This window comes from Zoogloea dura, assembly GCF_012927165.1.
GTDB lineage: Bacteria > Pseudomonadota > Gammaproteobacteria > Burkholderiales > Rhodocyclaceae > Zoogloea > Zoogloea dura.
Genome location: NZ_JABBGA010000002.1, coordinates 104,687 through 119,060, shown reverse-complemented (window position 1 = coordinate 119,060; position 14,374 = coordinate 104,687). Strand labels below are relative to the sequence as shown.

Here is a 14,374-nt window from a genome sequence, read left to right as displayed (position 1 = left end):
CGTGGGGTTTTCGGTTCTGATGGCGACCTACGGGCGTGACAACCCGGCTTACCTGGCTGAGGCCCTGGAGAGCCTGGTCCACCAGACGGTGCTGCCCGACGAGGTGATCCTGGTGGAGGACGGGCCTCTCGGCATGGCCCTGCGCGAAGTCATTGAGGCCTACCGTTCCCGGCTACCTTTGTTGTCCGTGGTCATGCCCGGCAACGTCGGGCTGGCCAGGGCTCTCAACGAAGGGCTGGGTGCAGCCCATCATGAACTAGTGGCCCGCTTCGACAGTGACGATGTGGCCGACCCCGAGCGTTTTGCCCGCCAGCTGGCCGCCTTTGCGGAGGGCGGGGTGGACGTGCTGGGCGGCTGGGCCCTGGAGATCGACAGCGCCGGTGTACCCGGTCGCCTGAGGAGGATGCCCCTGAGCCATGTGGAGATCCTGGCCAGCCTGTGGGCCTGCCCGCTGATCCACCCGACCGTGATGTACCGGCGCGAGGCGATCCTGGCGCTGGGTGGATATCGCACCCACCTGCGCCGCAGCGAGGACTACGACCTGTGGTTCCGTTGCGCGAAGGCCGGGCTGCGTTTTGCCAATCTGCCGGAGGCCCTGATCCGGCATCGTTTTGACGCCAGCAGCCATCTACGCCATGCCTTCCGCGACGCCCTGGAGCGGGCGCTCACCGGCTACCGGGGGGCGGCGCTGATCGGCTTGCCCGTGTGGAAGCGCCTGGCCTGCTTCGTGCCGCTGCTCCGCTCCATGCTGCCGATGGCCTTGCGCCATCCGGTTTATAGACTGCTCTCCCGTTTCGATCCGCGCCGCGGTGCCTGACCGGGGGGCTGTCAGTGCAGGTCTTCCTTGTCGGGCGGGACGGGCAGGACGGGGATGCCTTCCTCCATCAGTTCAATCATCTCGGCCGCCTTGGCCTGGCCGCGGATGGGGCGCTCCTCCGCATTGCCGTGGTGGATCCGGCGGGCCTCTTCGGCAAAGCGTTCTCCCACGTCCTCCGACTGGCTGGCAGCCTGACGCAGGGCTTCGATCAGGCGGCGGGCGATGGCCTGGGGGTCGGGCGCTGCCGGCACCACCGGTGCCGAGTGGGACGAGGTCTGCACGTAAGGTGCTGAGGGCAGGCGGCGGATGCCGCTGGAGCCGCAATGCGGGCAGCTCACCAGGCCAGCGGCGAGTTGATGTTCGAAGGCGTCGCCGGAGGCGAACCAGGCTTCGAAGCGGTGCTCGCGGTCACAGCTCAGGTCGAGGACGATCACGATGAAAGAGGCTCCATCTCTCCGCTGAATCAATGAGTGAAAGGTGGGGGATTATTCCGCGGAATCAAGTTTCCGGCCACTCTCAAGATTGAGTCGAGATTGGCGCCATTACTGACTACTATGAAACCTGATGCGGGTATGTTATCAATCCGTCTTCTGCAGGGAGGGCAGCGGGCGGCATCAAAAGTTCAATCCGTCCGTCCTTTGATATAGGCTCTTTCCTTTTGTCGGCGTTCCCGGGAAAGGCCTGGTCAATGTTGGTTCCGCCTGTTTTGGGTATGGGTGCATCGGGGGGTGAGTGTGAATCTGGACGCATGGCTTGAACCCACGCTGGGCGATCCGCCCTGTGGTCCCAATCTTGAATACGACGACGATTTCCGCGAGCTTGAAAAAGCGGCCAGCGGTACGCCCGAGCTGGAGTTCGGCACCGACAACGGAGATGGCGTCACCCGGATCGAAGGGGTGGGGCCCGACTGGGTCAAGGTGCGCAAGTTGGCGGAGGGGCTTCTCGCTCGAACCAAGGATATCCGCGTTGCTGTTTTCCTGACCCGCGCCCTGGTTCATTCAGATGGGCTGGCCGGGCTGGAAAAGGGGCTGCAGCTTGTTGCCGGCCTGCTCGAGCGCTTCTGGGACAACGTCCATCCCATGCTCGACCGTGACGACAACGATGATCCCACCGAGAGGATCAACGCCCTGGCCGGCCTTGTGGCGGAAGGCATGGTGGCCACGGTGCGTGATGCCTGGATCGTGCGTTCCCGCCAGATCGGCACACTCGCCGTCCGTGATGTGGAGGTGGCTGCGGGGCGGCTTCAGCCCAGGAACGGGGCCGAGCCGATGTCGGAGTCCCAGGTCATCGGCGTGATCACCGCCGGAATCGGCGAAGATGCCGGGCTCGCGCTCAGGGTGCGCAATCTGGATGGCCTGCTCAAAGGCATCGACACGCTGCTGTCCGAGCGGGTCGGTTCGAGCCAGGGCATTGATCTCAAGCCGCTTCAGACGGTGTTGTATCCGGTACGCCAGTTGGTCGAACGTTGCACCGGCGATTCCGGCGAGCCGGAGCTCGCTGTTGACGATGCCACTCCAGAGGGCGGCAGTGCTGCGCCCGTGGCCAGGGCGGTGGCCCGTCCCGGTGAAATCAACTCCCGTGCCGACGTGCTCCAGACCCTCGACCGGCTATGCGATTTCCTGGCCCGGACCGAGCCGGGCAGCCCGGTTCCGATGGTTCTGCGGCGGGCCCAGAAGATGATGAACATGAATTTTCTCGAACTCATGAACGACCTTGCGCCCGATGGCCTGAATCAGGCCGAAAAGGTGGTCGGTGCGCGTTTCGAGAATCCGGAGTCGTGATCCCGGCGAATTGCGCAGTGCAATATCGCCACCCCCACATGGAGGCACAAGATGGCAGACAGCAGTCAGAAATTCATTGCCCGTAATCGGGCACCGCGGGTGCAGATCGAATATGACGTGGAGCTGTATGGTGCCGAGAAAAAGGTCCAGCTGCCTTTCGTCATGGGCGTGCTTTCGGATCTGTCCGGCAATCCCACCGAGCCCCTTGCGCCCATTGCCGAGCGCAAGTTTCTTGAAATCGACGTGGACAATTTCGACAGCCGCATGAAGTCGATGAAGCCGCGGGCGGCTTTCCAGGTTCCCAATACCCTGACCGGCGAGGGCAACCTCAATGTCGAGCTGACCTTTGAAAGCATGGACGATTTCACGCCGGCCGCAATTGCCCGGAAAGTGGATGCGCTCAACAAGCTTCTCGAAGCCCGCCAGCAGCTGTCCAACCTGATCACCTACATGGACGGCAAGACCGGTGCCGAGGAGTTGGTGGGCCGCCTGCTCAACGACCCCGCCCTGTTGCAGACCCTTGCCGCGGCGCCCAAGCCGTCTGAAGGCTGACCGGGCAAAGCCTGGTCGTGCGCCATCACCCATAACCACCGGAGAATCTGAGCATGGTCGATCCGCAACTTCAGGCCGACGCCAAGGGCGTCGCCGGGGCAGAAAGCAACGAGTTTGCATCGCTGCTGCAGAAGGAGTTCAAGCCCAAGTCCGAAGAGGCACGCGATGCCGTCGTCAAGGCCGTCGAAACCCTGGCCAAACAGGCGCTCTCCCAGACCCAGCTGATCGGCAGCGACGTCGTCAAATCCATCGAGGCGATGATCGCCCAGCTCGACAAGAAGCTGTCGGAGCAGGTCAACCTGATCATGCACAACCCCAGTTTCCAGAAGCTGGAGGGGGCATGGCGGGGTCTTCACTATCTCGTCAATAACACCGAAACCGACGAGATGCTGAAGATCCGGGTCATGAACATTTCGAAGGCCGAATTGCACAAGAACCTGAAGCGCTTCAAGGGCACGGCCTGGGACCAGAGCCCGGTCTTCAAGCGCATCTACGAAGAGGAATACGGTCAGTTCGGCGGCGAGCCCTTTGGCTGCCTGGTCGGCGATTATTACTTCGACCAGACGCCGCCCGATGTGGAATTGCTGGGGGAAATGGCCAAGATCTCGGCCTCCGCCCACGCGCCCTTCATTGCGGCGGCCAGCCCTGCGCTGATGCAGATGGATTCCTGGCAGGAGCTGGCCAATCCGCGCGATCTCACCAAGATCTTCGGTACGCCGGAATACGCGGCCTGGCGCTCCCTGCGGGAGAGTGACGATGCCCGTTACATCGGCCTCGCCGCACCCCGTTTCCTGGCGCGGGTGCCGTATGGCGCACGGACCAATCCGGTGGACGAATTTGCCTTCGAAGAAGACACTGGCGCGGCGGACCACAGCAAATACACCTGGGCCAACTCGGCCTATGCGATGGCGGTCAATATCAACCGCTCGTTCAAGTATTACGGCTGGTGTTCGCGGATTCGCGGCATCGAGTCGGGGGGCGCGGTCGAGGGCCTGCCGGTGCATTCCTTCCCCACCGATGATGGCGGGGTGGACATGAAGTGCCCCACCGAAATCGCCATCAGCGACCGGCGCGAGGCGGAGCTGGCCAAGAACGGCTTCATGCCGCTGGTGCACAAGAAGAACTCCGACTTCGCCGCCTTCATCGGCGCCCAGTCCCTGCACAAGCCGGCTGAATACGACGATCCCGATGCCACGGCCAATGCCAACCTGGCGGCGCGCCTGCCTTACCTCTTTGCGTGCTGCCGCTTCGCCCACTACCTGAAGTGCATCGTGCGCGACAAGATCGGCTCCTTCAAGGAGCGGGACGACATGGAGCGCTGGCTGAAGGACTGGATCATGAACTACGTGGATGGTGATCCGGCTCATTCCTCCGAAGAGACCAAGGCCCGGCGCCCGCTGGCGGCGGCGGAGATCGTGGTGGAGGAGGTGGAAGGCAACCCGGGTTACTACACCTCGAAGTTCTTCCTGCGGCCGCATTACCAGCTGGAAGGCCTGACCGTGTCCCTCAGGCTTGTATCCAAGCTGCCTTCGCAAAAGGCGGCGTAAGGGTACTCGAGAGGCGGGGGGCGTCCCCCTGCAATGGGTGAAGCAAGGCGGAGCGGATGCCGGATGTAGCGCACACGCGGTGGGTTCGCATCCGGCTTTTTCTAGACGACAGTTAATGGAGTGCGGAGGCAGATTATGGCAGTCGACATGTTTTTCAAGCTCAGCGGCATTGATGGCGAGTCCAAGGACTCGAAGCACGAAAAGGAAATCGATGTACTGGCGTGGAGCTGGGGTTTGTCCCAGAGCGGCAGCACGCATGTGAGCACCGGCGGTGGCTCCGGCAAGGTGAATGTGCAGGATCTGAGCTTCACCAAATGGGTAGACTCGGCATCCACCGCGCTCATCATCTCGTGCTGCAAGGGCACCCACATCGATGAGGCCAAGCTGACGGTGCGCAAGGCGGGTGATTCCCCCCTCGAGTACATCAAGATCACCCTCAAGGATGTGCTTGTATCCGCGGTGACGACCGGCGGCAGCGGCGGCGAGGATCGCCTGACCGAGAACGTGACCCTGAATTTCGGCCAGTTCAAGGTTGAATACACACCTCAGGACAAGAAGGGCGCAGGTGGCGGCACGAAGACCGCAGCCTGGGATATTCCGGCCAACAAGCCGGTTGGTTGATCGGGCAGCCCCGGACGGATCTGGTCCGGGGCCTGTCTTGCGGCCGCTGCGGCCGCTCCATGCATGAGATCCAGACACGAGTTGGGGAGCGGCCATGGCTATCTGCGACATGTTCTTGAAGGTCGAGTCCGCACGCCAGGGGCCGATCAAGGGTGAAAGCGGCGACTCCAGGCATGCCGGAGAGATCGAGGTGATCGCCTGGTCCTGGGGTATGGAGTGCGAGGGTGACTGGTACCAGAACAAGGCGTCCCGCGAAGGGGGCCGCACCACCATCCACGAACTGCAGATCACCAAGCGTGTGGATACCGCCTCCACCGGCCTGATGGCGGCATTGCGCAAGAACGACCCGATCAAGAAGGCCGTGCTGAGTATCCGCAAGGCCTCCGGTGAAACCGGCCTGGACTACCTCACCGTCACCATCGAGCGCGGGCGCGTCACCTCGCACCGCATCGTCGGATCCGGCTCGCCGGAGCTGACCGAGGAGGTCCGCTTCGCCTTCCAGAAGGTCAACGTGGAATACCGGCAGCAGGATCGCGGCGGTTCCGGCAAGGGAACCTGCACCTTCGAAACCGAGATCGACCAGGCCTGAGCCCGCAGGGAGTACTGCGGTCTGCCGACGTCATCGTTCACATTTCAGGAGCGCCTCAATGAATGCAGTCAAGAATGCGGAGAGTGCTCTTCACCGGGGCGAGCTGGCACAGGCGCTGAAGCTGTTGCAGGACGGGGTCCGGGCCAACCCGTCGGACGCGCGCCTGCGGGTCTTCCTGTTCCAGCTGCTGTCCGTCCTGGGGCAGTGGAGCCGGGCCCTCAACCAGCTGAGCGTGGCGGCCGAGCTGGATGCCGCGGCGCTGCCCATGGCCCAGACCTACCGGGAGGCCATCCACTGCGAGTCCCTGCGCAACGAAGTGTTTGCCGGACGCAAGGTGCCGATGATCTTCGGCCAGCCCGACGCCTGGCTGGCCTTGCTGATCGAGTCCCTGCTCACCGCGGGCAAGGGCGACCACGAAGGCGCCGAGCGCTTGCGCCTGCAGGCCTTCGACGCAGCCCCGGCGAGCAGCGGCAGCATCGACGGCGAAGCGTTTGCCTGGCTGGCCGATGCCGACATGCGCCTGGGGCCGGTGTGCGAGGCGGTCATCAACGGCCGCTACTACTGGCTGCCCTTTGCCAATCTGCGCCGCATCCAGTTCGAGGAACCTGCCGACCTGCGCGACGTGGTGTGGACGCCGGTCCATTTCGAATTCACCAATGGCGGCGAAAGCGTCGGGCTGATTCCGACCCGCTACCCGGGCAGCGAAGCCTCTGCCGAACCCCTGGTCCAGCTGGCGCGCCGCACTGAATGGCTCGAGGCCCGGCCGGGCGTGTTCCATGGCAGTGGCCAGCGCATCCTGAGCACCGATGGCGGCGACAAGGCCCTGATGGATGTGCGCCTGATCGAATTCGACGCCGTGCCGGCAGAGGGCGTGGAGCCTGCGGATGACTGAAACGGTCCCGCGGGAGCGGCTCCAGCCGTCCTTGCTGGATCGACTGACCGACGATGATCCGGGCAGCGTGCAGGAGCCGGTCGAGCGTCGGGTGCTGAGCAGGACCCAGATGCGTGCGGCAGTGCTGCGCGATCTTACTTCGCTGCTCAACTGCACCCGCCTGACCGACAAGGAAGACCTCCTGGCCGCCGAGACCCATGCGGGAAACTCCGTGCTGAACTACGGCGTGCCTTCATTTTCCGGAGAGACGGCCGCCTCGATCGAGATCAGCGACATCGAGCGGGCGGTCAGGGACGCCATCGTGCGCTTCGAACCACGCATCCTGCCCGACTCGCTCGTCGTGACCGCGATTCACGATGACAGCATGCTCGACTGGCACAACCTCGTCAGCCTCAGGATATCGGGCCTGATGTGGGCCCAGCCGGTCCCCCTCGAACTGCTCATCAGGACGACCATGGATCTGGAAACAGGCCAGGTCGAACTGTCCGAGCTGCGCAACTGACGCCCGCATGAATCCCAGGCTGCTGCATCTCTACAACCAGGAACTCCGGCATCTGCGGGAGATGGGGCGGGAGTTCGCCGAAGAATTCCCGAAGATCGCCAGCCGCCTGTCGATGGACGGCATCGAGGTGGCGGACCCCTACGTCGAGCGCCTGCTCGAGGGCGCGGCCTTCCTGGCGGCGCGGGTGCAGCTCAAGCTCGAGGCCGAGTTTCCGCGCTTCACCCATCACCTGCTGGAGATGGTGCATCCCCATTTCCTGTCGCCGACGCCGGCCATGGCGATCGCCCAGTTCCAGCCGATCCTGTCCGATGCGAACCTGGCCGAGGGCTTCGTCATCAAGCGGGGCAGTGCGCTGCAGACACCCCCGGCGACGCGGGATGGCACGGCCTGTACCTTCACCACCGCCCAGGACGTCAGCCTGTGGCCGCTCGAAGTGGTGGACGCCCGCTACTTCAGCGCGGCCACCGACCTGCCCCTGGCCTCGCCGGACATGGCCCGCAAGTTCCGCGGCGGTGTGCGCCTGCGCCTGCGCACCACCGCCGGCGTGCGCTTCGATCAGCTGAGCCTGGACAGCCTGCGCTTCTGCCTGGGCGGTGCGGACGAAACGGCCTACCGGCTCCTCGAATGCATCGGCGGCAACCCCCTGGGGGTGCTGGTCACCGGCGTCGATCGGCCGATCCGCAGCCGCCAGTTCCTGGCCGGCCGCTGCCTGACGCTGGCCGGCTATGGCGACGATGAAGCCCTGCTGCCACCCACGCCCCGGGGCTTCAGCGGTCATCGCCTGATCCACGAATATTTCGCCTTCCCGCAGCGCTTCCTGTTTTTCGACATCTCCGGCCTGGCCGCGGCCCTGTCGCGCTTCCCGGTCAACGAGGTGGAGCTGCACCTGCTCTTTTCGCGGGGCGATGCCTCCCTCGAAAACCAGGTCACTGCCGGCAACTTCCTGCTCAATGCCACGCCGGTCATCAACCTCTTCAAGCGCCGCGCCGACCGCATCCACATCACCACCGGCGAGTACGAGTTCCAGGTGGTGCCCGACCGCACGCGGGCCATGGATTTCGAGGTCTACGACGTGCAGTCCCTCACCGGCTTCGGCTCCGGTGCCGAGCGGGAGCAGAGCTTCGTCAGCTTCTACGAAAGCCATCACGGCTGGGATGCCGGCACCCAGGGCTATTTCACGCTCCGGCGGGAGCCGCGCCTGCTCTCCGAGAGACAGCGCCGCATCGGCACCCGCACCCGCTACACGGGCAGCGAGACCTTCGTGTCCATCGTCGACACCGCCGAGGCGCCCTACAGTCCTGACCTGCGCCAGCTCGCGGCGAGCATCCTGTGCACCAACCGGGATCTGCCCATCCTGTTGAACCTGAGCGGGCAGGGCAGCGACTTCGCCCTCGACGTGTCGGCACCGGTGGAGGGCGTGCGTTGCGTGCGGGGCCCCTCCCTGCCCACCTCGCCGGTGGCCGATGGCGCCCGCTCCTGGAAGTGCATCAGCCTGCTGTCCCTCAACTACCTGTCCCTGCTGGACAGCGACAGCGCCAAGGGCGCGGCGGCCCTGCGCGAGATGCTGGGCTTGTATGGCGGCAGCAACGAGCTGAGCGTGCGCCGCCAGATCGAGGGGCTGCGCTCGGTGCAGGCCGCCCCGTTCTCCACCCGCCTGCCGATGGCCGGGCCACCCTGCTTCGGGCGCGGCATCGACATCGGGGTGGAGGTGGACGAGCTGGCCTTCGAGGGCGGCAGCGCCTTCCTGCTCGGTTCGGTGCTCGAGCATTTCTTCGCCCGCTACGTGTCCATCAACAGTTTCACGCGGACCCGGCTGCGCTCCCTGACCCGGGGCGAGATCATGAACTGGGAGGTCCGATGCGGGCTTCGCCCGATCTTCTGAGCCTGCTGGAGTCCATGACCCGGGAGCCCTGGGCGTGGGATTTCTACCAGGCCCTGCGCCGCCTTGATGCGGCCAATGCGGACGCCCCGCGGATCGGCTTCGGGCGGAGTCCCGCCGAGGAGCCGGTGCGCCTGGGGCAGGACCCGGACCTCAGTTTCGCGCCCGCTTCGCTGGCGGCGGTGGCCCCGCCCAAGGGCCGGCGGCCGAATCGACTGGACGTGCGCTTCTTCGGCATGCTCGGCCCCAACGGGCCGCTGCCGCGCCACCTCACCGAGCATGCCCGCAACCGCCTGTTGCATGGCGGTGACGCGAGCTTCGCGCGCTTCCTGGATGTCTTCCATCACCGCTTCCTGAGCCTGTTCTACCGCGCCTGGGCGCAGGCCCAGCCCACCGTCAGCCTCGACCGGCCGGAGGACGACCCCTTCGGGCGCTATCTCGGCGCCCTGGCCGGCATCGGCCTGTCCGAACAGCGCGACCGCGATGCGCTGCCGGATTTCGCCAAGCTGGCCCACACCGGGCACCTGAGCCGCCAGGTCCGCAACGGAGAAGGGCTGGCCAAACTGGTGGCGGCTTATTTCCGCTGCGAAGTGCAGGTCGAGCAGTTTGTCGGTCACTGGATCGTGCTCGAAGAGGGCGACCGCCTGATGCTCGGCACCGGGCGCCAGGCCCTCGGCCAGGGGGCGGTGGTCGGCGCCCGGGTGTGGGACAGGCAGCACAAGTTCCGCCTGCGCATCGGCCCGCTGGGCGGCGCATCGTACGACGCCCTGCTGCCGGCCGGTTCGGGCATCCGGGCACTGGCCGCCTGCGTGCACAACTACGTGAACATGGAATATTTCTGGGATGTCCGGCTGGTGCTCAAGGCCGCCGACGTCCCCCTCGCGCGGCTCGACGGTCGGGTGCGGCTGGGCTACACGGCCTGGCTGGGCGGACGGGATTCGTCCCGCCATGCCGATGACCTCGTGCTGGATGTGGAGCGGGTGCTCGGGCGCCCCGCCTCGCGTTCCGGCGGCAGCACCCCGCAGGGTGCCGTTGCCGATCGATTCCCTGCAGCCCAGTCAGCCTAATTGAGAGGTCGGTATGAGCGAGATCAGTCGTGTTGCGCTATTTGGCAAACTCAACAGCGTGGCCTACAAGGCCATCGAGGGTGCCACCGTGTTCTGCAAGCTGCGGGGCAATCCCTACGTGGAGCTGGCGCACTGGATCGCCCAGATCGTGCAGGCGGACAACACCGACATCCACTGCATCGTGCGCCATTTCGAGATCGATGCGTCGCGCCTGTCGGCCGACATCACTGCGGCGCTGGACAGGTTGCCGCGGGGCGCGACCGCCATTTCGGACCTCTCCGAACACGTCATGGACATCTCCGAACGCGGCTGGGTCTACGGTTCGCTGATGTACGGCGAAGGTGCCATCCGCACCGGCCACCTGATCGTCGGGGCGCTCAAGACGCCCCGCCTGTTCAACGTGCTGCTGGGCATTTCCCGGCAGTTCGAGCGGATCCGGGCCGACACCCTGGCCGATGAGTTCGCCGCCATCGTGGCCTCGTCCGCCGAAGAGGCCCTGTCGGTGTCCGGCAGTTCCGGCCAGCCCGGCGAGGCCAGCGATGCCCTGGCGCCGGCCTCGATGGGCAAGCAGGAGGCCCTCAAGCGCTTCACCACCGACCTCACCGCCCAGGCGCGGGAGGCCAGGATGGATCCCATCGTCGGGCGCGACGAGGAGATCCGCCAGCTCATCGACATCCTGATGCGGCGCCGCCAGAACAACCCCATCCTGGTCGGCGAGGCCGGCGTGGGCAAGACCGCCGTGGTGGAGGGCTTTGCCCAGCGCATCGTGCGCGGCGATGTGCCGCCGTCCCTCAAGGATGTGGAGCTGCGGGCCCTCGACGTCGGCCTGCTGCAGGCCGGCGCCAGCATGAAGGGTGAGTTCGAGCAGCGCCTGCGGGCGGTGATCGACGAGGTCCAGGCCAGCCCCAAGGCCATCATCCTGTTCATCGACGAGACCCATACCCTGGTGGGTGCAGGGGGCGCCGCCGGGACGGGCGATGCGGCCAACCTGCTCAAGCCGGCCCTGGCCCGCGGCCAGCTGCGGACCATCGGCGCCACCACCTGGGCGGAGTACAAGAAGTACATCGAGAAGGACCCGGCCCTGACCCGGCGCTTCCAGGCCGTGCAGGTGGACGAGCCGGACGAGCGCCGCGCCATCCTGATGATGCGCGGGGTCGCCTCGACCATGGAGAAGCACCACAAGGTGCAGATCCTCGACGAGGCCCTCGAGGCGGCGGTGCGCCTGTCCCATCGCTACATCCCGGCCCGCCAGCTACCCGACAAGTCGGTCAGCCTGCTCGACACGGCCTGTGCCCGGGTGGCGGTCAGCCTGCATGCCACGCCGGCCGAGGTGGACGATTGCCGCAAGCGCATCGAGGCCCTCGAAACCGAGGAGCAGATCATCGGCCGCGAGAAGGCGGTGGGCATCGAAGTGGCCCAGCGCGAGGCCGAGGTGAATGTCGCCCTCGAAGCCGAGCGGGCGCGCCTGGAAGAGCTTGAAGCGCGCTGGAAGCGCGAGAAGGCGCTGGTGGACGAGCTGCTGGCCCTGCGCGCCCGCCTGCGGGGGGGCGCCCAGCCGGTCGAGGGCACCGGCAGCGCCCTCGAGGCGGCGGCCGGTGAAGTCGCCGGCAGCGATCCGGCGGCCCAGGCCGGCGCGCCCGACGAGGCGGAGCGCGCCACCCTGCTGGCGCGGCTCGGCGAAGTCCAGACGGCCCTGGCCGAGGTGCAGGGCGAGAGCCCGCTGATCCTTGCCACCGTCGACTACCAGGCCACCGCCAGCGTGGTCGGCGACTGGACCGGGATCCCGGTCGGGCGGATGGCCCGCAACGAAGTCGAGACCATCCTCAAGCTGGCCTCTGCGCTGGGCGAACGGGTGGTCGGCCAGGATCACGCCATGGAGATGATCGCCAAGCGCATCCAGACCTCCCGCGCCGGGCTCGACAACCCGAGCAAGCCGATCGGCGTCTTCATGCTGGCCGGCACCTCAGGGGTCGGCAAGACCGAGACCGCGCTGACCCTGGCCGAGGCCTTGTACGGTGGCGAACAGAACCTGATCACCATCAACATGAGCGAGTACCAGGAGGCCCACACCGTCTCCACCCTCAAGGGCGCGCCGCCGGGCTACGTGGGCTACGGCGAGGGCGGTGTCCTCACCGAGGCGGTACGCCGCAAGCCCTATTCGGTGGTGCTGCTGGACGAGGTTGAAAAGGCCCACCCGGACGTGCATGAGATCTTCTTCCAGGTCTTCGACAAGGGCTTCATGGAAGACGGGGAAGGGCGCTTCATCGACTTCAAGAACACCCTGATCCTGCTCACCACCAACGCCGGCACCGAGCTGATCTCGTCCATGTGCCGTGATCCGGAACTGATGCCCGAACCCGATGGCCTGGCCAAGAGCCTGCGCGAGCCGCTGCTCAAGATCTTCCCGCCGGCCCTGCTCGGCCGTCTGGTGGTGATTCCGTATTACCCCCTGTCGGACGAGATGCTCGGGCGCATCGTCAGCTTGCAGCTCAATCGCATCAAGGCCCGGGTCGAGGCGCGCTACAAGATCCCCTTCGACTACACCGACGAGGTGCGCCGGCTGGTGGTGTCGCGCTGCACCGAGAGCGAGTCCGGTGGCCGCATGATCGACGCCATCCTCACCAACACCCTGTTGCCCGACCTGAGCCGCGAGTTCCTGACCCGCAGCATGGAAGGCCACCCGGTGGCAGCCGTCCGGATCGGGGTGGCGGACGGTGGCTTCAGCTATGCCTTTGAATGAGCGCGTCACGCGCCTCCTTGTGCCCGAGCGGCTAAAGCCATGAGCGACGACATCCAGAACGAGCGGGACACCCCCACCGAGCTGAGCCTGGGGGAGGCCCTGGGTCTGGCCCTCAAGCTGCACCGCGAGAAGGCCTACGAGGGGGCCGAGGCCTTGTACCGGCGCATCATCGAAGCCGCCCCCGAACTGGCGGACGCCCATCATTTCCTCGGTGTGCTGTGTCATGAGCGCGGCCGCAGCGCCGAGGGCATCGCCTCGATCCGGCGGGCGATCGAGCTGGTGCCGGATTTTCCGGGCTTCCACAACAATCTCGGCAATATCCACATGCAGAGCGGGCAACTGGCGGAGGCCACCGCCTGCTACGGGCGTGCCATCCAGCTCGCCCCGGACGACGCCAACCTGCACAACAACCACGGCGCCTTGCTCAAGGCCGAGAAGCGCTTCGAAGAGGCCGCGGCCAGCTTCCAGCGCGCCATGCAGCTCGATCCGGACAATGTCCGGGCCTACAACAACATGGGCCTGCTGCATGAAGCCCTGGGGCAGACGGCGGAAGCCATCCATTACTTCTGTCAATCCATCAGCCGGATTCCAGGCAATCCGGAGGCGCACAAGCTGCTCGGCCTGACCTACTACTCCCTTGGCCGTCACGAGGAAGCGGCCGAGGTGTTCCGCCAATGGGTCGAATTGGCACCTGACCATCCGGTGGCGCGCCACATGTACGCCGCCTGCTCGGGTCAGGGCGTGCCGGAGCGGGCGGCCGACGACTACGTGGAGTACACCTTCGACCGCTTCGCCTCGAGTTTCGAGGAACAGCTGAACCACAAGCTGTCTTACCAGGCACCCCAGCTCTGCGCGGCGGCGTTGGCCCGCCAGGCGGGTACGCGGCGTGGCCTGGACCTGCTCGATGCCGGCTGCGGCACCGGCCTGTGCGGCCCCCTGGTCGCCCCCTGGTGCGCCCGCCTGGCGGGGGTCGATCTTTCCGGCGGCATGCTCGAGCTGGCTGCCAGCAAGGGCGTTTACACCGAGCTTGCCAAGGCCGAGCTCACCGGATTCCTGCTTGGCCAGGGTGCAGTGTGGGACGTGATCATGTCCGCCGATACCCTGTGCTATTTCGGCGACCTGCGGCGGGTCGTGGCCGCCGCCGCGGGGGCGCTGAAGGCGGACGGGCTGCTGGTGTTCACCGTCGAGCGGGCGGAGGAGGGCGACGCGCCCGACGGCTTCCGCATCAATCCCCATGGCCGCTACAGCCACACCCGCGGGCATGTCGAGGAGGTGATCCGGGCGGCCGGGCTTGCCGTGCTGGAGGCAGGCGGGGACAGCCTGCGCACCGAGGGCGGCAAGTCCGTGAATGGGCTGGTCGTGGTGGCACGCAAGCCGTGAGGGACAT

At 66.1% G+C, this 14,374-nt stretch carries 13 protein-coding genes; 12 read left to right on the top strand and 1 reads right to left on the bottom strand.

All coding sequences use genetic code 11. From position 1 onward, the window contains the following. The first annotated feature begins 1 nt into the window (after position 1). Positions 2–817, top strand: coding sequence for a glycosyltransferase (locus HHL15_RS03390; protein WP_169144420.1), 816 nt, complete (start codon positions 2–4; stop codon positions 815–817). Between the two features lie 11 nt (positions 818–828). On the opposite strand, the gene HHL15_RS03385 is transcribed toward HHL15_RS03390, so the two are convergent. Beyond that, entirely contained in the window at positions 829–1,251 is a 423-nt protein-coding gene (locus tag HHL15_RS03385) for a DUF1178 family protein (protein ID WP_169144419.1), read from the bottom strand. A 300-nt stretch (positions 1,252–1,551) separates the two neighbouring features. Here HHL15_RS03385 and tssA point away from each other — a divergent pair, with 300 nt between their 5' ends. From tssA to HHL15_RS03330, 11 genes are all read left to right on the top strand, one after another. Beyond that, positions 1,552–2,598 carry a type VI secretion system protein TssA gene (gene tssA, locus HHL15_RS03380; RefSeq protein WP_169144418.1) on the top strand — a complete coding sequence of 349 codons (1,047 nt, stop codon included), beginning with the start codon at positions 1,552–1,554 and terminating at the stop codon, positions 2,596–2,598. Between the two features lie 51 nt (positions 2,599–2,649). Further along, positions 2,650–3,150, top strand: a complete 501-nt coding sequence (tssB, locus tag HHL15_RS03375) for a type VI secretion system contractile sheath small subunit (RefSeq protein WP_169144417.1) — start codon at positions 2,650–2,652, stop codon at positions 3,148–3,150. Positions 3,151–3,203: 53 nt separating this feature from the next. Next, on the top strand, positions 3,204–4,697 hold the full coding sequence (gene tssC / locus HHL15_RS03370) for a type VI secretion system contractile sheath large subunit (RefSeq protein ID WP_169144416.1): 1,494 nt from the start codon (positions 3,204–3,206) through the stop codon (positions 4,695–4,697). Positions 4,698–4,832: 135 nt separating this feature from the next. Further along, positions 4,833–5,318, top strand: coding sequence for an Hcp family type VI secretion system effector (locus tag HHL15_RS03365; RefSeq protein WP_169144415.1), 486 nt, complete (start codon positions 4,833–4,835; stop codon positions 5,316–5,318). 94 nt (positions 5,319–5,412) lie between these two features. Beyond that, the gene (locus HHL15_RS03360; protein ID WP_169144414.1) at positions 5,413–5,907 is read left to right on the top strand and encodes an Hcp family type VI secretion system effector; all 495 of its coding nucleotides are present in this window, start codon (positions 5,413–5,415) and stop codon (positions 5,905–5,907) included. Positions 5,908–5,965: 58 nt separating this feature from the next. After that, complete coding sequence (locus tag HHL15_RS03355) at positions 5,966–6,799, top strand: type VI secretion system accessory protein TagJ (protein WP_169144413.1); 834 nt, start codon at positions 5,966–5,968, stop codon at positions 6,797–6,799. Next, positions 6,792–7,301, top strand: coding sequence for a type VI secretion system baseplate subunit TssE (gene tssE, locus HHL15_RS03350; RefSeq protein ID WP_169144412.1), 510 nt, complete (start codon positions 6,792–6,794; stop codon positions 7,299–7,301). The genes HHL15_RS03355 and tssE overlap by 8 nt, the downstream gene beginning before the upstream one ends. Positions 7,302–7,308: 7 nt before the next feature. Continuing rightward, a complete protein-coding gene (gene tssF, locus HHL15_RS03345; protein ID WP_169144411.1) occupies positions 7,309–9,183 on the top strand; it encodes a type VI secretion system baseplate subunit TssF in 1,875 nt (624 codons plus the stop codon). Continuing rightward, the gene (gene tssG, locus HHL15_RS03340) at positions 9,159–10,247 is read left to right on the top strand and encodes a type VI secretion system baseplate subunit TssG (protein WP_169144410.1); all 1,089 of its coding nucleotides are present in this window, start codon (positions 9,159–9,161) and stop codon (positions 10,245–10,247) included. Before tssF ends, tssG begins: the two co-directional genes overlap by 25 nt. Positions 10,248–10,260: 13 nt before the next feature. Continuing rightward, on the top strand, positions 10,261–12,987 hold the full coding sequence (gene tssH, locus HHL15_RS03335; protein WP_169144409.1) for a type VI secretion system ATPase TssH: 2,727 nt from the start codon (positions 10,261–10,263) through the stop codon (positions 12,985–12,987). Between the two features lie 39 nt (positions 12,988–13,026). Further along, on the top strand, positions 13,027–14,367 hold the full coding sequence (locus HHL15_RS03330) for a tetratricopeptide repeat protein (protein WP_169144408.1): 1,341 nt from the start codon (positions 13,027–13,029) through the stop codon (positions 14,365–14,367). Positions 14,368–14,374 lie beyond the last annotated feature (7 nt).

Excerpts from the sequence above, each read along its gene's own strand:
- tssC (WP_169144416.1), top strand. The coding sequence starts at position 3,204 with ATGGTCGATCCGCAACTTCAGGCCGACGCCAAGGGCGTCGCCGGGGCA.
- HHL15_RS03360 (WP_169144414.1), top strand. The coding sequence starts at position 5,413 with ATGGCTATCTGCGACATGTTCTTGAAGGTCGAGTCCGCACGCCAGGGG.
- tssG (WP_169144410.1), top strand. The coding sequence starts at position 9,159 with ATGCGGGCTTCGCCCGATCTTCTGAGCCTGCTGGAGTCCATGACCCGG.
- HHL15_RS03355 (WP_169144413.1), top strand. The coding sequence starts at position 5,966 with ATGAATGCAGTCAAGAATGCGGAGAGTGCTCTTCACCGGGGCGAGCTG.
- tssE (WP_169144412.1), top strand. The coding sequence starts at position 6,792 with ATGACTGAAACGGTCCCGCGGGAGCGGCTCCAGCCGTCCTTGCTGGAT.
- HHL15_RS03330 (WP_169144408.1), top strand. The coding sequence starts at position 13,027 with ATGAGCGACGACATCCAGAACGAGCGGGACACCCCCACCGAGCTGAGC.
- tssF (WP_169144411.1), top strand. The coding sequence starts at position 7,309 with ATGAATCCCAGGCTGCTGCATCTCTACAACCAGGAACTCCGGCATCTG.
- tssH (WP_169144409.1), top strand. The coding sequence starts at position 10,261 with ATGAGCGAGATCAGTCGTGTTGCGCTATTTGGCAAACTCAACAGCGTG.
- tssB (WP_169144417.1), top strand. The coding sequence starts at position 2,650 with ATGGCAGACAGCAGTCAGAAATTCATTGCCCGTAATCGGGCACCGCGG.
- HHL15_RS03365 (WP_169144415.1), top strand. The coding sequence starts at position 4,833 with ATGGCAGTCGACATGTTTTTCAAGCTCAGCGGCATTGATGGCGAGTCC.